Genomic DNA, 19,845 nt, shown 5'->3' with positions numbered 1-19,845 from the left:
GAAGCCGCCTTTTTCTGTGCTGAAACTTAGCGTTTTAACGCTTCGCTCAGCTCATCACGCATGGTTGAGAGCATCGCTTTCACCACGCGCGGATTACCGGCAACCAGATTACCGGAGAGCAGGTAGCCGTGGTTTCCGGTGAAGTCAGTGACCAGACCGCCCGCTTCACGCACCAGCAGTTCACCCGCGGCAAAATCCCACGGCTTCAGGCCAATCTCAAAATAGCCATCCACGCGGCCAGCGGCCACATAGGCCAGATCCAGCGCAGCCGAACCGGTGCGGCGGAAGTCAGCACACTGGGTAAAGAGTTTGGTCATGATGTTCATGTAAGCCGGCGCATGCTGCTTCATTTTGAACGGGAAGCCGGTGGCCAGAATGGTGCCATCCAGATCGCGGGCAATGCTGCCACGCAGGCGATAGCCATTGAGCTGAGCGCCCTGGCCGCGTGATGAACTGAACAGTTCGTTACGCATCGGATCGTAAACCACCGCGACTTCTGTGCGGCCTTTGATGCGCACGGCGATAGAGACAGCAAAGTGGGGTAAACGTTTGATGAAGTTGGTGGTGCCATCCAGCGGATCGATAACCCATTGAACGTCCTGATCTTCGCCCGCCAGCTCACCGCTTTCTTCAGTGATGATGGTATGTTTCGGGTAAGATTTACGAATGATTTCGATAATCAGGCGTTCTGCTTCGCGGTCAACATTGGTTACGAAGTCGTTGCTGCCTTTCTGGCTGGCTTCGACGGCGTCCGGGGTTTCATAATACTTGGCAATTAAATTTCCGGCCTTGCGCGCTGCGCGCACGGCAATGTTGAGCATTGGATGCATCGGTATCTCTCGCTGGATGTTAAAGAACGGGGAAAACGGCGCGGAGTATAGCAGTCTGTTCGGTAAATGTCCTGCTTTATGTTAGGATTCTCTCTACTGATTTTACTGACCCGTTTCTGAGTATCCTCAATAATGTTGCAAAATATTCGTATCGTGCTGGTCGAGACCTCTCACACCGGCAACATGGGCTCCGTTGCGCGCGCCATGAAAACCATGGGCTTAACCAACCTCTATCTGGTCAACCCGCTGGTAAAACCTGACTCCCAGGCGATCTCGCTGGCGGCCGGGGCCAGTGATGTCATCGGGGATGCCCGTATCGTCGACACCCTGGATGAGGCGATTGCCGGTTGTAGCCTGGTGGTTGGCACCAGTGCCCGGTCCCGCTCGCTGCCGTGGCCGATGCTGGACGCGCGTGAATGCGGCGTGAAAAGCGTGGAGGAGGGCCAGCAGGCACCGGTGGCGCTGGTATTTGGCCGTGAGCGCGTCGGACTGACCAATGAAGAGTTGCAGAAGTGCCACTATCACGTGGCGATTCAGGCCAACCCGGAATACAGCTCGCTGAACCTGGCGATGGCGGTGCAGATTATCGCCTATGAAGTGCGCATGGCCTGGTTGCAGGCGCAGGAACAGGCCAGCCCGTCGCCACAGTATGAAGAATCACCTTATCCGCTGGTGGATGATCTGGAGCGTTTCTATCAGCATATGGAACAGATGATGCTGAACAGCGGCTTTATCCGTGAAGCCAATCCTGGCCAGGTGATGAGCAAACTGCGTCGTCTCTATACCCGCGCACGCCCGGAACGGGATGAGCTGAACATTCTGCGCGGTATGCTCTCCTCGTTTGAGAAGCGTAAAAACGAGAAAAAAGAAGCGGATAATAGTTGAGTAAATTACCAGGTTAAATAGTTGACTGTTTTACCAGGTTAAATAGTTGACCAATTTACTCGGGAATGTCAGACTTGCGGTTATCTGTTGCTAATCCTCCGATAACCGGACGCTATTGAGGTCGTACGCTATGAGACTGACATCCAAAGGACGTTATGCCGTAACTGCTATGCTGGACGTTGCCCTTCACTCCCATGAAGGTCCGGTCCCGCTGGCGGATATTTCTGAGCGTCAGGGCATTTCGCTGTCGTATCTGGAGCAGCTCTTCTCCCGGTTGCGTAAAAATGGCCTGGTTTCCAGCGTACGCGGTCCGGGCGGCGGTTATCTGTTAGGCAAAGCGTCAGACACCATCTCGGTCGGTGAGGTGATCACCGCCGTTGATGAGTCGGTGGATGCCACCAAATGCCAGGGCAAAGAGGGCTGTCAGGGCGGCGAACGCTGCCTGACCCACGTGCTGTGGCGCGACCTCAGCGTGCGTATCAGCGAGTTCCTGAACAATATTACGCTGGCTGAGCTGGTGAATAATCAGGAGATCCTCGACGTGGCCGATCGTCAGAATGCGATTGATAATCGTCGCTTCCAGAGCCCGCGCTCGCAGGAAATTAACGTTAACCAACGCGCCTCCTGATCCCCCGCCGTTGCGGCCCTTACTGCTAACGCGGTCAGGGCCGAATCTGCTATAAAGACGTATGATTTTCTATACGGAGCTGTAGCGCAATGAAATTACCGATTTACCTGGATTACGCCGCCACCACGCCGGCCGATCCGCGTGTGGCCAGCAAAATGATGCAGTTTCTGACGCTGGATGGCACGTTTGGTAATCCGGCCTCGCGATCGCACCGTTTTGGCTGGCAGGCAGAAGAAGCGGTCGATGTGGCACGTAATCAGATCGCCGAACTGGTGAATGCCGATCCGCGTGAGATCATCTTTACCTCTGGCGCCACCGAATCTGACAATCTTGCCATTAAAGGCGCTGCCCATGCCCACCAGGCGCGCGGCAGACATATCATCACCAGCCAGACTGAACACAAAGCGGTGCTCGACAGTTGCCAGCAACTGGAGCGCGAAGGCTTTGCTGTGACCTATCTGACTCCGGCGGCCAACGGTATTATCTCGCCCGACCAGCTGCGAGCGGCGCTGCGCGACGACACCATTCTGGTGACGCTGATGCAGGTCAACAATGAAACCGGTGTGATTCAGGATATTGCCGCTTTTGGTGAGCTGTGCCGCGAGCGCGGCATTCTGTTTCATGTCGATGCCACCCAGAGCGTGGGCAAACTGCCGATCGATCTCAGCCAGTTACCGGTCGACCTGATGTCATTCTCTGCCCATAAACTCTATGGTCCGAAGGGGATCGGCGCACTCTATGTGCGTCGTAAGCCGCGCGTGCAGATCGCCGCGCAGATCCACGGTGGCGGTCATGAGCGCGGTATGCGCTCCGGGACGCTGCCGGTGCATCAGATTGTCGGCATGGGCGAAGCCTTTCGTATCGCCGCCGAAGAGCGTGAAACCGAGATGGCGCGTCTGCAACGTCTGCGCGACCGCCTGTGGCAGGGCATCAGCAGCCTGCCGGGCGTGACGCTGAATGGCGATCTGCAACAGGGTGCGCCCAACATTGTTAACCTCAGTTTCGCTGAGGTTGAGGGCGAATCGCTGATTATGGCGCTGAAAGATCTGGCACTCTCTTCCGGTTCCGCCTGCACCTCGGCCAGCCTGGAGCCCTCTTATGTGCTGCGCGCGCTGGGAGTGAGCGAAGAGCTGGCGCACAGTTCGCTACGCTTCTCGCTGGGACGCTTCACCACGGAGGAGGAGATCGACTATGCCATCGCGCTGGTGCAGAAGTCGGTGACCCGTCTGCGGGCGCTGATGAACTCCTGATCGCCGCCGGTGATATTCTGAAACTGCGCCAGCGTTCGCACCGGACTGGCATCCCCCGGCAGAATCTGTTATCAGGTCTCTCGTTGCATTACATTTAACATTCTATTAAATCCGCTATAACAATCAGGCTGGATGAAACGAATAACGTCTATGGAGCTTTGTGATGACCACACAACCAATGAACATTACGCTTAGCAGCCAGCCCGCCGATGCGCGCTGGGGCGACAAAGCCATTCTCAGCAGCAACGACAGCGGCATGACGCTGCATCTGACCGGCGCGGACCCGCTGAACACCATTCAGCGTGCGGCGCACAAAATCGACAGCCAGGGCATCCGCCATGTGGCACTGACCGGCGAAGGCTGGCATCTGGAGCAGTGCTGGGCCTTCTGGCAGGGCTTCCGGGGGCCGAAAGGCCAGCGCAAGGTTGAGTGGCCGGCGCTGGGCGACCATGAGCAGGCGGAGTTCGATCGTCGTCTGAAGATTATCGACTGGGTGCGTAACGTGATTAACCTGCCCGCGGACGATCTGGGGCCGGAGCAACTGGCGCATACCGCCATCGATCTGATCAGTGAAGTGGGCGGCAGCGCCGTCAGCTATCGCATCACCAAAGGCGACGATCTGCGGGAGCAGGGCTATATGGGCCTGCATACCGTCGGACGCGGTTCCAGTCGTCCGCCGGTGCTGCTGGCGCTGGATTACAACCCGACCGGTGACGACAGCGCGCCGGTCTACGCCTGTCTGGTGGGTAAAGGGATCACCTTCGATACCGGCGGCTACAGCCTGAAGCAGAGCAGCTTCATGGACTCGATGAAGTCCGATATGGGCGGGGCGGCTACCGTCACCGGTGCGCTGGCGATGGCGATTTCACGCGGTCTTAATAAGCGCGTCAAACTCTATCTCTGCTGCGCGGATAACATGGTCAGCAGCAACGCCTTTAAACTGGGTGACATTATTCGCTATCGCAACGGTAAAACCGTGGAAGTGATGAACACCGACGCGGAAGGCCGCCTGGTGCTGGCCGATGGCCTGATCGACGCCAGCGAGCAGCAGCCGACGCTGCTGATTGATGCCGCCACCCTGACCGGCGCGGCCAAAACCGCGCTGGGCAATGACTACCATGCGCTGTTCACCTTTGATGAGGTGCTGGCGCAGACGCTGATGGGCAGCGCGGTGAGTGAGAACGAACCTTTCTGGCGTCTGCCGCTGGCGGAATTCCACCGCAGCCATCTGCCGTCGAACTTCGCCGATCTCAACAACATCGCCAGCCCCTCCCACGCGGCGGGTGCCAGCAGTGCGGCGGCGTTTCTCTCTTACTTCGTCAGCAACTATCAGCAGGGCTGGCTGCACATCGACTGCTCAGCGACCTATCGCAAAGGCGCGGTCGATCAGTGGGCGGCAGGGGCGACAGGGCTGGGCGTGCGCACTATCGCAAATCTGTTACTGAAATAAGTGTGAATCAGCGGTGGCGCAGGCCGCCGCTTTTCAGAGGGTAACTATGAACCGTCTTGAAGAGGTGCTGAAGCTGGCTGCTACCGAGCCAGCACATCGGCCCGAATTTTTTCAGCTGCTGCTGGAGTCAGATGTCTGGGTGCCGGGCGAGAGCACTCTGCCACAGCTCGATGCCGCCACGCCGGTGGATCTCCAGCACTGGGAGAAAGAGGATGGCAGCAGCGTCATCCCTTTTTTCACGTCAGAAGAGGCGATGAGCGAAGCGGTCAGCGGTGAGCAGTCCTGGCTGCGTCTGCCGGTACGGACGCTGTTTGAGATTACGCGCGGTGAGACGCTGTTCCTGAATCCTAAATTGCCTTCCGGCAAAGAGTTCACCGCGGCAGAGATTACTCATCTGCTGGCGGAGCAGGGCAGTGCGCTGAGCCAGCAAACCGTGCTGGAAGGCGGGCAGTCGCTGCTGCTGTCGGAGCTGGCCGAACCGCCAGCCCAGATGATTGACTCGCTGACTCAGCTGTTCAGCAAGCATAAGCAGGTACGTCGCGCCTTTATCGCCACGATTCGTGAACGGGCCGATGAAGCGTCCAACCTGCTGATTGGCATTGAAGCGGACAGCGACATCGAAGCGATTATTCAGGCGGCGGGCAGCGTGGCGACCGATACGCTGCCGGACGATGCGCCTGTCGACATCTGTGAAGTCACGGCGGAAGATCGCGGCATCAGCCACTTCTTTACCGCGCACATCCCCCCCTTCTATGAGCGTCGCTGGGGCAGTTTCCTGCGCGATTTCAAAGGCAGTGAGCGGATTATCTGAGACAGCAAAGTAAACAGGCGGCTCATGGGCCGCCTGTTTTTTTACTTCGCAATCGGTAAGTCGTCGCGACTGCCCCATTCGCCCCAGGAGCCGTCATAGAGCGTGACATCCCGCGCACCCAGCGCGGTCAGCGCCAGAATCACCACCACCGCGGTCACGCCCGATCCACAACTGGCGACCACCGGTTGAGTGACATCCACCCCCGCCGCGGCAAACAGCTGGCGCAGTTCCGCTTCCGGCTTCAGCTTTCCCTGCTCTGTCAGCGTATTCCACGGCAGGTTCAGGCTGTTGGGTATATGTCCGCGATGCAGACCGGGACGCGGCTCATCCACTTCCGCGTTAAAGCGATTAGCGGCCCGCGCGTCAACAATCTGTGCGCCGCCTTCATGGCTGATCAGCAGCACATCGGTCAGGCGTTTTACCCGGCTCTCATCGGCGTGCGCCTCAAACTCACCCTCTGGCAGCGTGACCTCGCCGGTTGCCAGCGGCAGGCCCGCCTCTTTCCAGCCCTGTAAGCCGCCCGCCAGAATCGACACCTGCGCCACCCCAAAGGTGTTCAGCATCCACCAGGCGCGCGGGGCGGAAAAGAGATTGCCCTCGTCATAAACAATCAGATGCTTATCACTGCTGACACCCAGTTCCCGCATCGCGACGGCAAAACTCTCGGCGCGTGGCAGCATATGGGGATAAGGGCTGGTGTGGTCGGAAAGGGCTTCAATATTGAAAAACGGGGCGTCGGGCAGATGGCCCGCCCGGTATTCAGCCTGAATATCGCGAACCGCTTCCATACCCGGCGGTAGCATGCGGGCATCCAGCACCTGGAGCCCTGCATCGTCGTAATGTTCCTGTAGCCAGTCGGCGGACACAAATAGTGGCGTCGTCATAACAACCTCATCTCAGCATTCTGTCATGCCAGTGTCGGGGAATGTGCGCACCATCTCAAGAGAAGCGTTGCTTAAATGCGAGCATTGAGATGAAAACCCGGACGGCTGTTCAGCATGCTGATGAGGAGCTCGCTGCTGGTCATGGTCGCTGCAACCCTGGCCGCCGCCCCAGAGCAGGGCGCGCTTGCCACCGTCACCTTCAGCCGCGGCTGACGCTTTTTCAGGCTAAATCATAACTGTTCCGGCTCTGCTCCGACTCAGATCAAGAATTTTCAATAAATCAGGGATCTCTGGTAGGCAATGCCAGACTCAACCCCTATAATCGGCGCCGTTTCTTAGCCGGGGGCGTGCGCCTCCGGTTTATTCAGGACGTCAAGACAGAGGACATCATGGCAATCGAACGTACTTTTTCTATCATCAAGCCAAACGCCGTCGCTAAAAACGTGATCGGTGCTATCTACAACCGTTTTGAAAGCGCAGGCTTCAAAATCGTTGGCGCAAAAATGTTACAGCTTAGCAAAGAGCAGGCTGAAGGTTTTTATGCTGAGCACCAGGGCAAGCCATTCTTTGATGGTCTGGTTGAATTCATGACCTCTGGCCCGGTTGTTGTTTCCGTGCTGGAAGGCGAAAATGCCGTTCAGCGTCACCGTGATCTGATGGGCGCCACTAACCCGGCAAACGCTCTGGCTGGCACCCTGCGTGCTGACTACGCTGACAGCTTCACCGAGAACGCCACGCACGGTTCCGATTCTGCTGAATCTGCTGCCCGCGAAATCGCATATTTCTTCGGCGAAAACGAAATCTGCCCGCGCACCCGTTAATCGCTTCGCGATAAACTGTCGGTCGGCTTTACAAAAATCTGCGTAGGGGAGGTCACTCCCGCCTGTTATCAGGCCGCAGATGTTGTACAATATTGCGCCTTCATTGACTCCGCTTAATGAGGGCGCAATTTTTTCACCTATCCCTGAACCGCGCCATAACGTGTAACAACGAGGCCAGAGAATATTATGTCCGAACAGATTGTGACGTCCGCGTCCGCATCCCCTATTGTCGTTTCCCCCAAAAGCCAGAAAATTAACCTGCTGGATCTCAACCGTCAGCAGATGCGTGAATTCTTTCAGTCGCTGGGTGAGAAGCCTTTCCGTGCCGATCAGGTGATGAAGTGGATCTATCACTACTGCTGCGATGACTTCGAGCAGATGACCGACATCAACAAAAAGCTGCGTACCCGCTTGATGGAGCTGACTGAGATTCGCGCGCCAGAAGTGGCGGAGGAGATGCGCTCCACCGATGGCACCATCAAATGGGCGATTCGCGTCGGCGATCAGCTGGTAGAGACGGTCTATATCCCCGAAGGCGACCGCGCCACGCTCTGTGTCTCGTCACAGGTGGGCTGCGCGCTGGAGTGTAAATTCTGTTCGACTGCCCAGCAGGGCTTTAACCGTAACCTGCGGGTGTCGGAAATTATTGGTCAGGTCTGGCGTGCGGCGAAAATTGTCGGCGCAGCCAAAATTACCGGCCAGCGTCCCATCACCAACGTGGTGATGATGGGCATGGGTGAGCCGCTGCTCAACCTGAACAATGTGGTTCCGGCGATGGAGATCATGCTGGATGACTTCGGTTTTGGTTTGTCGAAACGTCGCGTGACCCTCTCCACCTCTGGCGTGGTGCCAGCGCTGGATAAACTGGGCGATATGATTGACGTGGCGCTGGCGATTTCACTGCATGCGCCTAACGACAAGCTGCGTGACGACATCGTGCCGATCAACAAAAAGTACAATATCGAAACCTTCCTGGCGGCGGTGAAACGCTACATTGGTAAATCCAATGCGAATCAGGGACGGGTAACGATTGAGTACGTGTTGCTGGATCACGTTAACGACAGCACAGATGATGCGCATGAACTTGCCGCATTACTGAAAGAAACGCCGTGTAAAATCAACCTGATCCCCTGGAACCCCTTCCCGGGCGCACCTTATGGCCGCAGCTCCAACAGCCGCATCGATCGTTTCTCTAAGGTGCTGATGGACTACGGTTTTACCACCATCGTGCGTAAAACCCGTGGCGACGATATTGACGCCGCCTGCGGTCAGTTAGCCGGGGAAGTCATAGATCGTACCAAACGTACAATGCGCAAAAAAATGGCGGGTGAAGCCATATCTGTGAAGGCTCTCTGAAAGGCTGACAGATAACGTTTCCTGAAAGTGTGAGGCGTGGCAGGCTGCCTGCTGCTCACGTCAACCGGATGGAAACGATTATGCGTAATGGATTACCTGCTCTGCTGCTGGCCCTGTTTGTTGTAAGCGGGTGTGTCAGCCAGCCTGTTCAGCCTGGTGCTGAAGAGGTGCGTTTACAGTTAGGAATGCACTATCTGGCCAGCGGCGACTACACCGCCGCGGAGCGCAATTTCCTGCGTGCGCAGGCGGCGGCGCCGGATGATTACCGGGTCTCGCTGGCCCTGGCGCGACTGGCGCAGAAGCAGGGGAATCAGGCCGCGGCTCAGGTACGGTTTAAACTGGCGCAGCGGCAGGCGCCGGAGAATGGTTTTGTTGCTAACAATTACGGTGCGTTTCTTTGCGCTTTAAGGCAGTATGACGAAGCGCATCAACAGTTTAGTCGGGCAAGAGAAGCAGGGCAGTCTGATGCACGCAACGACGCGCTTGAACTGGCGGGATTTTGTTATCTACAGGCTGGGGATGTTGCCGCAGCCCGCAGGTCACTACGTCAGGCCCTTGAGGCAGACAGGCGCAAAGCTGACGCGCTGCTGGCGGAAGCTGAAAAGCAGATGGCAGATAATCATCTGACGAATGTGCAGATCTTGCTCGACGTTTACCAGCAACAGTTGCCCGAAACGGCACGCAGTCTGGCGTTACACTTACGTTTCGCCGCGCTACAGGGAAATGCCGCAGACGTTTCACGTTATGGCGACCAGTTAGCGCGACGTTTTCCGCAATCGATACAGTACCAGCGTTATTTAGCTAATGAATACTGAAGCCACTCAAGAAAATTCTGCAGTACATTCAACAGGTGCACGCCTGCGTCTGGCCCGTGAGCAGATGGGGCTGACGCAGCAGAACGTCGCTGAACGCCTGTGTCTGAAACTCTCTACCGTGCGTGATATTGAGGAAGACAAATCGCCTGCCGATCTGGCTTCGACATTCCTGCGCGGCTATATCCGTTCCTACGCGCGTCTGGTGCATATTCCTGAAGAGGAACTGCTGCCGATGATGGCGAAGCAGACGCCGGTGCGGGCGGCGAAGATCGAACCGATGCAGAGCTTCTCTCTCGGCAAACGCCGCAAAAAACGCGACGGCTGGTTGATGATTTTCACCTGGCTGGTGCTGTTTGTGGTGGTGGGGCTGACCGGTGCCTGGTGGTGGCAGAATCATAAAGCCTCGCAGGATGATCTGGTGTCAGTGAGCGATCAGAACGGCGCCAGTAGCGATAACAGTCAGTCCATTCCGCTGGGCGACAACAGCGGCGACAGCCCGGCGCCAGCCGCACCGGACGAAAGCAACAGCGCGACCAGCGACAACAGCGCGGCCACTGCGCCAGCCAGCGCAGCGCCCTCTGCCAGCACCACTAACAGCGCCAGCAGCGCTCAGGCTGATAATGGCAACAGCGCGGTAGTTTCGCCGAGCCAGGCGCCGGTGGATAACACCGCCGCGGCACCTGCGGCCACTAACAGCAACAGCAGCACCGCACCGCAGATGCCGGTGGGTGCGGCCGCAGTCAGCGAACCCGCAGCCGATCCAAACGCGGTGGTGATGACCTTCACCGCCGACTGCTGGCTGGAAGTGAGCGATGCCACCGGCAAAAAACTGTTCAGTGGCACACAGCGCAGCGGTGGTAAACTCAGTCTGGCCGGAACGGCTCCGTATCGTCTGAAAATTGGCGCACCATCCGCCGTTCAGGTGCAATATCAGAATCAGCCCGTTGATTTGAGTCGTTTTATCCGTAATAACCAGGTTGCTCGCCTGACGTTGGGTGCGCAATAACGGCGTATCGCGTACCGGGCAATTGTGGAGAGAAAATATGCATAACGAAGCACCCATTATCCGTCGTAAATCCAGACGCATTTACGTCGGCAAGGTGCCGGTCGGTGACGGCGCGCCAATCGCCGTTCAGTCGATGACGAACACCCGCACCACTGACGTTGAGGCAACGGTCAATCAGATCAAAGCCCTTGAGCGAGTCGGTGTTGATATTGTCCGCGTCTCAGTGCCGACGATGGACGCCGCCGAAGCGTTTAAGCTGATCAAGCAGCAGGTGAACGTGCCGCTGGTTGCCGATATTCATTTTGATTACCGCATCGCCCTCAAGGTCGCTGAGTATGGCGTAGACTGCCTGCGCATCAATCCCGGTAACATCGGCAACAATGAGCGTATCCGCATGGTGGTGGACTGCGCTCGCGACAAAAACATTCCGATTCGGATTGGCGTCAACGCCGGTTCGCTGGAAAAAGATTTGCAGGAAAAGTATGGCGAGCCGACGCCGCAGGCGCTGCTGGAATCGGCCATGCGCCATGTCGATCATCTCGATCGCCTCAACTTCGATCAGTTCAAAGTCAGCGTAAAAGCCTCCGACGTCTTCCTGGCAGTGGAATCTTATCGTCTGCTGGCGAAGCAGATCGATCAGCCGCTGCACCTGGGGATTACCGAAGCGGGCGGCGCGCGGGCTGGCGCAGTGAAGTCAGCCATCGGGCTGGGTTTGCTGCTCTCCGAAGGGATTGGTGACACGCTGCGTATTTCGCTGGCGGCCGATCCGGTTGAAGAGGTGAAAGTCGGTTTCGATATTCTTAAGTCACTGCGCATCCGTTCGCGCGGCATCAACTTTATCGCCTGTCCAACCTGCTCACGTCAGGAGTTTGACGTTATCGGCACCGTCAACGCGCTGGAGCAGCGGCTGGAAGATCTGATCACCCCGATGGATGTTTCAATCATCGGTTGTGTGGTCAACGGTCCGGGCGAAGCGACCCTCTCTACGCTGGGCGTCACCGGCGGCAGCAAGAAGAGTGGCTTCTACGAAGATGGCGTGCGTCAGCGCGATCGTCTCGACAATGATGACATGATCGACCAGCTGGAAGCGCGTATTCGTGCCAAAGCGTCGATGCTGGACGCCTCCCGCCGCATTGATGTGCAGCATCTGGAAAAATAATGGCGTACGCGGCCTGCGTGCGTGACTTTTTTGACTGAACCTGTGCGGTTTCATCCTCATAAGGTATGATGCCGGACAGGTTTTTTTGCATTAAGAGATTCTAACGTGGCGAAGAATATTCAGGCGATTCGCGGGATGAACGATTACCTGCCTGCGGATACCGCCATCTGGCAACGGATTGAAGGCGTTCTCAAGCAGACGCTGGCGAGCTACGGTTACAGCGAAATTCGCTTACCGGTGGTGGAGCAAACCCCTCTGTTCAAACGTGCCATCGGGGAAGTCACCGATGTGGTTGAAAAAGAGATGTACACCTTTGAAGACCGCAATGGCGAAAGCCTGACGCTGCGCCCGGAAGGGACCGCAGGCTGTGTGCGCGCCGGTATCGAACATGGTTTGCTCTACAATCAGGAACAGCGTCTGTGGTACATGGGGCCGATGTTCCGCTATGAGCGTCCGCAGAAAGGGCGCTACCGCCAGTTTTACCAGATGGGCGTCGAAGTGTTTGGTTTGCAGGGACCGGACATCGACGCGGAATTGATCATGCTGAACGCGCGCTGGTGGAAAGCGCTGGGCATCGCCGATCACGTTCGCCTTGAACTTAACTCTATCGGTTCTCTGGAAGCGCGCGCCCACTATCGTGATGCGCTGGTGGCATTCCTTGAGCAGCACAAAGAGGTGCTGGATGAGGATTGCAAACGCCGCATGTACAGCAACCCGATGCGCGTGCTCGACAGCAAAAATCCCGATGTTCAGCAGCTGCTGAATGATGCGCCACAGCTTGGCGACTATCTGGATGAGGAGTCACGCGAACATTTCAGCGGCCTCTGTGCCCTGCTGGATGACGCCGGGATTGGCTACACCGTCAATCAGCGTCTGGTGCGCGGCCTCGACTACTACAATCGCACCGTGATTGAGTGGGTCACCGACAGCCTGGGTTCACAGGGCACGGTATGCGGTGGCGGTCGCTACGATGGTCTGGTCGAGCAGCTCGGTGGACGCGCAACGCCCGCCGTCGGCTTCGCGATGGGCATGGAGCGTCTGGTGCTGCTGGTTCAGGCGGTTAATCCTGAATTTGAACCGACGAGCAATGTGGATGTCTATGTTATCGCTTCAGGTCAGGGCGTGCAGTCTGCTGCGATGCAGCTGGCCGAAAAACTGCGTGATGAAGCGCCTGAACTGAGGTTGATGACCAACTTTGGTGGCGGCAACTTCAAAAAACAGTTTGCCCGTGCTGACAAGTGGGGCGCTCGCGTCGCGCTGGTGTTGGGCGAGGATGAGGTGAAAGCCGGTCAGGTCGTGATTAAAGATCTGCGCCGTGGCGAGCAGCAAACGCGGGATCAGGCAGAGGCTGCTGCTGTATTACGCACGCTGTTACAGTAAGCGTGGCACAGCACCAACCATAGAAAGGAGAGGGATTGCGTGGAAGTGTATAGCAATGAGAACGAGCAGACCGAAGTGCTGCGCAACTTTTTTGCCAACAATGGCAAAGCGTTAGTCATTGGTGTGGTGATTGGTATCGCGGCGCTGGGTGGCTGGCGTTACTGGACTTCGCACCAGGATGACGCGGCGAAGTCGGTATCCGCGCAGTATCAGCAGCTGACCAGTGCCATGCAGGCGGACAAGCCAGCGACGCTGGAAGCGGTCGATCGCTTCGCCAGTGAAAACAGCAACACCTACGGTGCCCTGGCGGCGATGGATCTGGCGAAGCGCTATGTTGACGGCGGTCAGCTCGATAAAGCCGCGACGCTGCTGCAAAACGGCCTGAAAGATACCAAAGATGCCAATCTGCAGGCGGTGATTAACCTGCGCCTGGCACGCATTCAACTGCAACAGAATCAAGCGGACGCGGCGCTTAAAACCCTTGACGGTGTGAAGGGTGATGGCTGGACAGCCATTGTGGCCGATATTCGCGGCGAAGCGCTGCTGAGCAAAGGCGACAAGCAGGGCGCGCGCGATGCCTGGAGTAAAGGAGTCGACTCTGACGCCTCTCCGGCATTGAAGCAGATGATGCAGATGAAGATGAATAACTTAAGCTAAGCCAGTCAAGAGAGAGCGCATGGAATTACGTAAATACCTGCTGCCGGGACTGATTTCAGTCACTTTGCTCAGCGGTTGTTCGCTGTTTAGCGGCGAAGAAGATGTAGTAAAAATGGCCCCGTTGCCGAAGGTGGAAAATCAGTTCACGCCACAGAAAGTGTGGAACACCTCGGTGGGCGATGGCGTCGGTGATTTCTACTCTAACCTCCATCCTGCCTGGCAGGAGGGCACCGTTTACGCCGCCGATCGTTTTGGTATCGTAAAAGCGCTGGATGCGACCAACGGTAAAGAGAAATGGAAGGTCGATCTCTCTGAGAAAACCGGTTTCTTCTCGAAAAACCGCTCCGCCCTGTTATCCGGTGGTCTGACCGCGGATGGCGATCGGATCTATGTCGGCAGCGAGCGCGGTCAGGTCTATGCCCTGAACAGCAGTGATGGCAGCCAGGCCTGGCAGACTAAAGTCGCGGGTGAAGCGCTGTCGCGTCCGGTGGTCAGCGACGGTTTAGTGCTGGTTCACACCAGCAACGGCATGTTGCAGGGACTGGATCAGAGCAGCGGCGCGATCAAATGGAGCGTTAACCTGGATATGCCAGCGCTGTCGCTGCGGGGTGAGTCTGCTCCGGCGGTCGCCTTTGGCGGGGCTATCGTCGGCGGCGACAACGGTCGTGTCAGCGCGGTGATCCTGAACCAGGGACAGCTGATCTGGCAGCAGCGTATTTCGCAAATTAGCGGTGCCACCGAAATTGATCGCCTGAACGACGTCGATACCACGCCGGTGATCGTCAATGGCGTGGTTTACGCGCTGGCCTACAACGGCGATTTAACCGCACTGGATCTGCGCTCCGGTCAGATTCTGTGGAAACGTGAAATCGGCGGTGTTAAAGATCTGATTGTCGATGCGGGCCGCATCTACCTGGTCGATCAGGATGACCGCGTGATTGCGCTTAACGCCGACGGCGGTGTCGCCATCTGGCGTCAGAGCGACCTGCTGCACCGTAACCTGACTTCACCGGTGCTCTACAACGGCTATCTGGTGGTGGGTGACAGCGAAGGCTATCTGCACTGGCTGAACACCACGGATGGGCGTTTTGTCGCGCAGCAGAAACTGGATAGCTCTGGCTTCCAGACCGAGCCGGTGGTCGCCAGCGATAAGCTGCTGATCCAGTCGAAAGATGGCGAGGTGTATGCGATTACCCGTTAAGGGGTAAACGTCCGGCAGGTGAAATCCTCCGTTGTGACGGCTCCTGATTTAATCAGGGGCCGTTTCGTTTTTAGTCAGGCATGGTATTCTTTGCGCCTTCAGCCTGAACTTAATGGCCAGAGCCGTTATAATCACGCCATTCGGGCGATTCATTTTTTATTGAGGCATTTTGTTATGGTACCTGTGGTCGCGCTGGTTGGGCGTCCCAATGTGGGAAAATCTACGCTATTTAACCGTTTAACCCGCACTCGTGATGCGCTGGTAGCGGATTTTCCCGGACTGACTCGCGATCGCAAATATGGTCGCGCCGAAGTGGAAGGGCGCGAATTTATTGTTATTGATACCGGTGGTATCGACGGCACCGAAGAGGGTGTTGAAACGCGGATGGCGGAGCAGTCGCTGCTGGCGATTGAAGAAGCGGACGTTGTGCTGTTTATGGTCGATGCGCGCGCCGGCATGATGGCCGCCGATCAGCAAATCGCTAAGCATCTGCGTTCCCGCCAGAAGGCCACTTTCCTGGTGGCGAACAAAACTGACGGACTCGATCCCGATCAGGCGGTGGTCGATTTCTATTCGCTGGGGCTGGGCGAAATCCACGCCATCGCGGCTTCGCATGGTCGCGGTGTGACCAGCCTGATAGAAGAGGCGCTGCTGCCGTGGATGGAGAAGGTTGAGCCGGTCGAACTCACTGAAGAAGAAGAGAACCAGGCTTACTGGGCTTCGCTTGAAGCTGACGAGATTGCTGAGCAGGAAGCCGCAGAGGAAGAAGAAAACTTCGACCCGACCGGTCTGCCGATTAAACTGGCGATCGTGGGCCGTCCCAACGTAGGTAAGTCAACGCTTACTAACCGTATCCTCGGTGAAGACCGCGTCGTGGTCTACGACATGCCGGGCACCACCCGTGACAGCATCTATATCCCGATGGAACGTGATGAGCGTGAATATGTGCTGATCGACACCGCGGGGGTGCGTAAGCGTGCCAAAATCTCCGACACCGTCGAGAAATTCTCAGTCATCAAGACGCTACAGGCGATTGAAGATGCCAACGTGGTGATGCTGGTGATTGATGCCCACGCCGGTATCTCCGATCAGGATCTCTCGCTGCTCGGCTTTATCCTGAACAGCGGTCGTTCGCTGGTGATTGTGGTCAACAAATGGGATGGCCTGTCGCAGGAAGTGCGTGATGAAGTGAAAGAGACGCTGGACTACCGTCTCGGCTTTATCGATTTCGCCCGCATCCACTTTATCTCTGCGCTGCACGGCAGCGGCGTCGGCAACCTGTTTGAGTCGATCACCGAAGCCTATGACTGTTCGACCCGGCGCGTTAACACTTCGCTGCTGACCCGCATCATGAACATGGCGGCCGACGACCATCAGCCACCGCTGGTGCGCGGCCGTCGCGTGAAGCTTAAGTATGCGCACGCGGGGGGCTATAACCCGCCAATCGTGGTGATCCACGGTAATCAGGTTAAAGATCTGCCGGACTCCTACAAGCGCTACCTGATGAACTATTTCCGTAAATCACTCAACGTGATGGGAACGCCGATCCGTATCCAGTTCAAAGAGGGTGATAACCCTTATGAAGGTAAACGTAACCTGCTGACGCCAACCCAGCAGCGTAAACGTAAGCGTCTGATGGCGCATATGAAAAAGAATAAGCGTTAAGCGAATGAGGGCCTTCCGGCCCTCTTTTTTTGCCCTGCCTATCGTCAGCCAGGAGGTGAATGATGAGTCTGAACTGCCCGCAATGTCAGCAACCGCTGTCGCTCAGTGACGGTGAATTGATCTGTAATGGCTGTGGTGCGCGTTACCCGGCGCAGCCGTGCTGCCCGGAGTGCCATCAGCCGCTGGAGGTACTCAAAGCCTGTGGTGCGGTTAACTATTTCTGCGGACAGGGGCATGGCCTGATCTCCACAAAGCGCGTGCTGTTGCTGCCAGCCGGTGGCTGACGACCCTCTGACGACGAAACTTGCGGAGGCTCAGCCTTAGCCGGGCCGAATTTGTAGCAAAAATGCTATTACGCCGTAACAAGTGCGTTGTAAATGTTCACTCCATAATGTACCAGGTGGTACAATCCTGCCGCGTCGTGGGAGGGCCAGCCACATCCATTCTCTTTCGGTTCAGCAATTCTCACGGACGCAGGTCTGTTTATAGTCGGTTTGAAACCGCTCTGCGTGGGCTTTTTACCCCGCCGGAGTTCGGGTGACGCACGCCCGGGCATTCTGTTTACTCAGGAGAGTTACTGTTATGGCTGAAACATCCTCCCGCTCCGCAAAGGGACTGGGAATCGCATCGGTGCTGCTTGGACTGGTGCTGCTTGCCACCGGTCTGTTTTTTGCAATTGGCGGCGGCAAGCTGGTTGCGCTTGGCGGCAGCTGCTACTTTTTGATTGCGGGTATCGTGATTATCCTCTCCGCAATTCAGTTCTTTCGTCGCAAATCCTCGGCCGTGGTGCTGTTCCTGCTGGTCTTTATCGGCACGCTGATCTGGTCACTGTCTGACGCCGGGCTGGAGTTCTGGCCACTGGTATCGCGCCTGATGCTGCCCGCCGGACTGATGTTGCTCGCTTTCCTGCTCTGGCCTGCGCTGCGCAAGCATGAAGGTAAGCGCTCACTGGCAAAACCCGCTTATAGCCTCTCTGCGCTGCTGGCGATAGGCATGGTCGCCACCCTGGTGCAGATGTTCCAGCCGCATCCGACCGTCGCCAGCTCCGGTCAGGAGCTGCCGCTGATCCCGGTCGATAAAGCGCAACAGCAGAAAAACTGGGATAACTACGGCAATACGCCGCAGGGCAGTCGCTTTGTGGCGCTCGATCAAATCACCCGCGACAACGTAAAAGATTTGCAGGTCGCCTGGACCTTCCATACCGGCGATACACCGGTCAGCCCGACCGGTAACGGCGCAGAAGATCAGCAGACGCCGTTGCAGATTGGCAACACGCTCTATCTCTGTACCCCGCACAACAACGTTATTGCGGTTGAAGCGGACAGCGGTAAGCAGATCTGGAAGCGTGAAATTAATGCTCAGGCGGAAGTCTGGCCGCGCTGCCGGGGTCTGGCTTACTTTGACGCCACCCGACCGCTGCAACAGCCTGATAAGCCCGGCTCGACGCCGGTGCCTGCCGCCGTGCTGCCAGCCGGTGACAGCTGTCAGCGTCGTATTCTGATGAACACCATCGACGCGCGCCTGATTGCGATTAACGCTGACAACGGTGAGTTCTGCGAAAACTTCGGCAATCACGGCATCGTTGATTTAAAAGCGGGCATGGGCCAGGCACCGGACCCGCAATATCAGCTGACCTCCGCGCCAACGCTGGCCGGAACCACTGTAGTAGTGGGCGGTCGCGTTGCGGATAACGTACAGACAGATATGCCGGGTGGGGTACTGCGCGGATTTGACGTGATCACCGGCCAGATGCGCTGGGCGTTTGACCCCGGCAATGTCGATCCCAACGCGATTCTGATGCCAGGCAAAGCCTACACCCGCAGTACGCCAAACTCCTGGGCGCCGATGTCTTACGATCCGGCAATGAACACCGTGTTCATTCCGATGGGCAGTTCATCGGTCGATCTCTGGGGTGCGAACCGTACCGCGCTGGATCACAAATATGGTGCCTCGGTGCTGGCGCTGGATGCCACCACCGGTAAAGAGAAGTGGGTTTATCAGACCGTGCATAACGATCTGTGGGATTTCGACCTGCCGATGCAGCCGAGCCTGATCGACTTCCCGCAGAAAGATGGCAGCACTACGCCAGCGGTGGTGATCGGCGGTAAGACCGGCATGATCTTTGTGCTTGATCGCATGACCGGCAAGCCACTGACCAAAGTCGAAGAACTGCCGATGCCGCAGGGTAATATCCCCAACGAGCAGTACACCAAAACCCAGCCACACTCGACCGGGATGCCGCAGATTGGCAACCAGACGCTGAAAGAGTCCGATATGTGGGGCGCGACCGCGTTTGATCAACTGGCGTGTCGTATCGCCTTTAAATCGATGCGTTATGATGGCTTGTTCACCGTGCCGGGTACTGATAAGTCGCTGAGCTTCCCAGGTTCGCTGGGCGGGATGAACTGGGGCAGCATGTCGACCGACCCCAACAATCATCTGCTGTTCGTCAATGACATGCGCTTAGGTCTGTGGGTGCAGATGATCCCGGCGGATACCGGCAACATCGCACGCGGCAGCAACGGCGGCGAAGCAATCAACACCGGTATGGGCGCGGTTCCGCTGAAAGGCACGCCGTATGCGGTGAATAAAAACCGCTTTATGTCACCGCTGGGTATTCCCTGCCAGAAGCCACCGTTCGGGACGCTGTCAGCGATTGATATGAAAACCCAGAAAATCGTCTGGCAGGTGCCGGTCGGTACCGTGCAGGATACCGGACCCTTTGGCATTAAGATGGGCGTGAAAATGCCGATCGGTATGCCAACGCTGGGCGGAACCCTGGCTACGCAGGGCGGACTGGTATTTATTGCCGGTACGCAGGATTACTATCTGCGCGCCTTTGATACCTCAACCGGTAAAGAGGTGTGGAAAGCGCGTCTGCCGGTCGGCAGTCAGGGCGGCCCGATCAGCTACGTCTCACCGAAAAATGGCAAACAGTACATCCTGATTTCGGCGGGTGGCGCACGTCAGTCGCCGGATCGTGGCGATTATGTGATTGCCTACGCGCTGCCAGACAGCAAGTAACAACGTTTAAGGAAAAGGGCCGA

The 19,845-nt window shown here is 57.1% G+C and carries 18 protein-coding genes; 16 read left to right on the top strand and 2 right to left on the bottom strand.

What is annotated here, in order from left to right; all coding sequences use genetic code 11:
* Window positions 1–26 precede the first annotated feature (26 nt).
* Window positions 27–830 (bottom strand): inositol-1-monophosphatase, encoded by an 804-nt coding sequence (gene suhB / locus ACCW71_RS13570; RefSeq protein WP_436372148.1) that lies wholly within the window; start codon window positions 828–830, stop codon window positions 27–29.
* A 132-nt stretch (window positions 831–962) separates the two neighbouring features.
* Between suhB and trmJ the strand changes: the two genes are divergently transcribed.
* The 5 genes from trmJ (at window position 963) to sseB (ending at window position 5,854) form a co-directional block, all read left to right on the top strand.
* On the top strand, window positions 963–1,715 hold the full coding sequence (trmJ, locus tag ACCW71_RS13565) for a tRNA (cytosine(32)/uridine(32)-2'-O)-methyltransferase TrmJ (RefSeq protein ID WP_436372146.1): 753 nt from the start codon (window positions 963–965) through the stop codon (window positions 1,713–1,715).
* 130 nt (window positions 1,716–1,845) lie between these two features.
* On the top strand, window positions 1,846–2,343 hold the full coding sequence (gene iscR / locus ACCW71_RS13560) for a Fe-S cluster assembly transcriptional regulator IscR (protein WP_436372145.1): 498 nt from the start codon (window positions 1,846–1,848) through the stop codon (window positions 2,341–2,343).
* A gap of 89 nt (window positions 2,344–2,432) precedes the next feature.
* Window positions 2,433–3,593 carry an IscS subfamily cysteine desulfurase gene (locus tag ACCW71_RS13555; protein WP_436372143.1) on the top strand — a complete coding sequence of 387 codons (1,161 nt, stop codon included), beginning with the start codon at window positions 2,433–2,435 and terminating at the stop codon, window positions 3,591–3,593.
* A gap of 163 nt (window positions 3,594–3,756) precedes the next feature.
* Complete coding sequence (gene pepB, locus ACCW71_RS13550; RefSeq protein WP_436372142.1) at window positions 3,757–5,043, top strand: aminopeptidase PepB; 1,287 nt, start codon at window positions 3,757–3,759, stop codon at window positions 5,041–5,043.
* Window positions 5,044–5,089: 46 nt separating this feature from the next.
* Window positions 5,090–5,854: an enhanced serine sensitivity protein SseB gene (sseB, locus tag ACCW71_RS13545; RefSeq protein WP_436372140.1), complete on the top strand. Its 765-nt coding sequence runs from the start codon at window positions 5,090–5,092 to the stop codon at window positions 5,852–5,854.
* Window positions 5,855–5,895: 41 nt separating this feature from the next.
* On the opposite strand, the gene sseA is transcribed toward sseB, so the two are convergent.
* Window positions 5,896–6,738 carry a 3-mercaptopyruvate sulfurtransferase gene (gene sseA, locus ACCW71_RS13540; protein ID WP_436372138.1) on the bottom strand — a complete coding sequence of 281 codons (843 nt, stop codon included), beginning with the start codon at window positions 6,736–6,738 and terminating at the stop codon, window positions 5,896–5,898.
* Between the two features lie 389 nt (window positions 6,739–7,127).
* Here sseA and ndk point away from each other — a divergent pair, with 389 nt between their 5' ends.
* The 11 genes from ndk to ACCW71_RS13485 all read left to right on the top strand — a co-directional run bounded on the left by ndk (window position 7,128) and on the right by ACCW71_RS13485 (window position 19,822).
* Window positions 7,128–7,559: a nucleoside-diphosphate kinase gene (gene ndk, locus ACCW71_RS13535; protein WP_003848684.1), complete on the top strand. Its 432-nt coding sequence runs from the start codon at window positions 7,128–7,130 to the stop codon at window positions 7,557–7,559.
* Between the two features lie 186 nt (window positions 7,560–7,745).
* Entirely contained in the window at window positions 7,746–8,915 is a 1,170-nt protein-coding gene (locus ACCW71_RS13530; RefSeq protein ID WP_436372135.1) for a bifunctional tRNA (adenosine(37)-C2)-methyltransferase TrmG/ribosomal RNA large subunit methyltransferase RlmN, read from the top strand.
* 80 nt (window positions 8,916–8,995) lie between these two features.
* Window positions 8,996–9,730, top strand: coding sequence for a type IV pilus biogenesis/stability protein PilW (gene pilW / locus ACCW71_RS13525; protein WP_436372133.1), 735 nt, complete (start codon window positions 8,996–8,998; stop codon window positions 9,728–9,730).
* A complete protein-coding gene (rodZ, locus tag ACCW71_RS13520; RefSeq protein WP_436372131.1) occupies window positions 9,720–10,736 on the top strand; it encodes a cytoskeleton protein RodZ in 1,017 nt (338 codons plus the stop codon). The genes pilW and rodZ overlap by 11 nt, the downstream gene beginning before the upstream one ends.
* Before the next feature lie 37 nt (window positions 10,737–10,773).
* Window positions 10,774–11,895 (top strand): flavodoxin-dependent (E)-4-hydroxy-3-methylbut-2-enyl-diphosphate synthase, encoded by a 1,122-nt coding sequence (gene ispG / locus ACCW71_RS13515; RefSeq protein ID WP_436372129.1) that lies wholly within the window; start codon window positions 10,774–10,776, stop codon window positions 11,893–11,895.
* 105 nt (window positions 11,896–12,000) lie between these two features.
* A complete protein-coding gene (gene hisS / locus ACCW71_RS13510) occupies window positions 12,001–13,275 on the top strand; it encodes a histidine--tRNA ligase (RefSeq protein WP_436372127.1) in 1,275 nt (424 codons plus the stop codon).
* Window positions 13,276–13,314: 39 nt separating this feature from the next.
* Window positions 13,315–13,932 (top strand): YfgM family protein, encoded by a 618-nt coding sequence (locus ACCW71_RS13505; RefSeq protein ID WP_436372125.1) that lies wholly within the window; start codon window positions 13,315–13,317, stop codon window positions 13,930–13,932.
* A 19-nt stretch (window positions 13,933–13,951) separates the two neighbouring features.
* Window positions 13,952–15,133, top strand: a complete 1,182-nt coding sequence (gene bamB / locus ACCW71_RS13500; RefSeq protein ID WP_436372123.1) for an outer membrane protein assembly factor BamB — start codon at window positions 13,952–13,954, stop codon at window positions 15,131–15,133.
* Between the two features lie 174 nt (window positions 15,134–15,307).
* Entirely contained in the window at window positions 15,308–16,798 is a 1,491-nt protein-coding gene (gene der / locus ACCW71_RS13495) for a ribosome biogenesis GTPase Der (RefSeq protein ID WP_436372121.1), read from the top strand.
* A 62-nt stretch (window positions 16,799–16,860) separates the two neighbouring features.
* Window positions 16,861–17,082 (top strand): zinc ribbon domain-containing protein, encoded by a 222-nt coding sequence (locus tag ACCW71_RS13490; RefSeq protein ID WP_436372298.1) that lies wholly within the window; start codon window positions 16,861–16,863, stop codon window positions 17,080–17,082.
* A gap of 298 nt (window positions 17,083–17,380) precedes the next feature.
* Entirely contained in the window at window positions 17,381–19,822 is a 2,442-nt protein-coding gene (locus tag ACCW71_RS13485; RefSeq protein ID WP_436372119.1) for a glucose/quinate/shikimate family membrane-bound PQQ-dependent dehydrogenase, read from the top strand.
* Window positions 19,823–19,845 lie beyond the last annotated feature (23 nt).

Origin of the sequence: Pantoea sp. C2G6, from assembly GCF_051336815.1 — a bacterium.
Classification (GTDB): Bacteria; Pseudomonadota; Gammaproteobacteria; order Enterobacterales; family Enterobacteriaceae; genus Pantoea.
The sequence above is the reverse complement of the archived record's forward strand: the minus strand, read 5'-3'. Positions and strand labels throughout refer to the sequence as shown.

Excerpts from the sequence above, each read along its gene's own strand:
- ispG (WP_436372129.1), top strand. The coding sequence starts at position 10,774 with ATGCATAACGAAGCACCCATTATCCGTCGTAAATCCAGACGCATTTAC.
- ACCW71_RS13485 (WP_436372119.1), top strand. The coding sequence starts at position 17,381 with ATGGCTGAAACATCCTCCCGCTCCGCAAAGGGACTGGGAATCGCATCG.
- suhB (WP_436372148.1), bottom strand. The coding sequence starts at position 830 with ATGCATCCAATGCTCAACATTGCCGTGCGCGCAGCGCGCAAGGCCGGA.
- bamB (WP_436372123.1), top strand. The coding sequence starts at position 13,952 with ATGGAATTACGTAAATACCTGCTGCCGGGACTGATTTCAGTCACTTTG.
- sseA (WP_436372138.1), bottom strand. The coding sequence starts at position 6,738 with ATGACGACGCCACTATTTGTGTCCGCCGACTGGCTACAGGAACATTAC.
- ACCW71_RS13490 (WP_436372298.1), top strand. The coding sequence starts at position 16,861 with ATGAGTCTGAACTGCCCGCAATGTCAGCAACCGCTGTCGCTCAGTGAC.
- ACCW71_RS13555 (WP_436372143.1), top strand. The coding sequence starts at position 2,433 with ATGAAATTACCGATTTACCTGGATTACGCCGCCACCACGCCGGCCGAT.
- der (WP_436372121.1), top strand. The coding sequence starts at position 15,308 with ATGGTACCTGTGGTCGCGCTGGTTGGGCGTCCCAATGTGGGAAAATCT.
- pilW (WP_436372133.1), top strand. The coding sequence starts at position 8,996 with ATGCGTAATGGATTACCTGCTCTGCTGCTGGCCCTGTTTGTTGTAAGC.
- sseB (WP_436372140.1), top strand. The coding sequence starts at position 5,090 with ATGAACCGTCTTGAAGAGGTGCTGAAGCTGGCTGCTACCGAGCCAGCA.
- pepB (WP_436372142.1), top strand. The coding sequence starts at position 3,757 with ATGACCACACAACCAATGAACATTACGCTTAGCAGCCAGCCCGCCGAT.
- rodZ (WP_436372131.1), top strand. The coding sequence starts at position 9,720 with ATGAATACTGAAGCCACTCAAGAAAATTCTGCAGTACATTCAACAGGT.
- iscR (WP_436372145.1), top strand. The coding sequence starts at position 1,846 with ATGAGACTGACATCCAAAGGACGTTATGCCGTAACTGCTATGCTGGAC.
- trmJ (WP_436372146.1), top strand. The coding sequence starts at position 963 with ATGTTGCAAAATATTCGTATCGTGCTGGTCGAGACCTCTCACACCGGC.
- ACCW71_RS13530 (WP_436372135.1), top strand. The coding sequence starts at position 7,746 with ATGTCCGAACAGATTGTGACGTCCGCGTCCGCATCCCCTATTGTCGTT.
- ndk (WP_003848684.1), top strand. The coding sequence starts at position 7,128 with ATGGCAATCGAACGTACTTTTTCTATCATCAAGCCAAACGCCGTCGCT.